This is a genomic window from Mesorhizobium sp. M8A.F.Ca.ET.181.01.1.1, from assembly GCF_004792025.1.
Taxonomy (GTDB): Bacteria; Pseudomonadota; Alphaproteobacteria; order Rhizobiales; family Rhizobiaceae; genus Mesorhizobium.
Genome location: NZ_SRTV01000267.1, coordinates 1 through 295, shown reverse-complemented (window position 1 = coordinate 295; position 295 = coordinate 1). Strand labels below are relative to the sequence as shown.

At 66.4% G+C, this 295-nt stretch carries 1 protein-coding gene; it reads right to left on the bottom strand.

Annotated features, from left to right (window positions below):
* Positions 1–295 (bottom strand): divalent metal cation transporter (locus EN824_RS35745; RefSeq protein WP_210236401.1); only part of this gene is annotated, 295 nt, incomplete at both ends.

The following is a 295-nucleotide window of genomic DNA, read 5'->3' as shown; positions in this document are numbered from 1 at the left end:
GCGCGATCCGGATCGCGTGCCGCATCGAGTCATCGAAGATCGGATCGCCGGTGAGGTTGTCGACATCGCCAAGCACCACCCAGTCACGTTCGGCGAAGGCAATGGCCGGCTCCGACCGCAGCAGCAGCCAGCCGCCGAGCACGGCCGCGGCCAGGATCAGGATGCTGGCGTTGATGAACAATGCCAGGGTCAGCGCAATCGTGCTGTCGGTCACCGCCCAGCGCAGCGCGCTGCGGCGACCTTCATCCGTACGCGGGTAGGCGCGGGTCTGCACGATGGACGAATGCAGGTACAG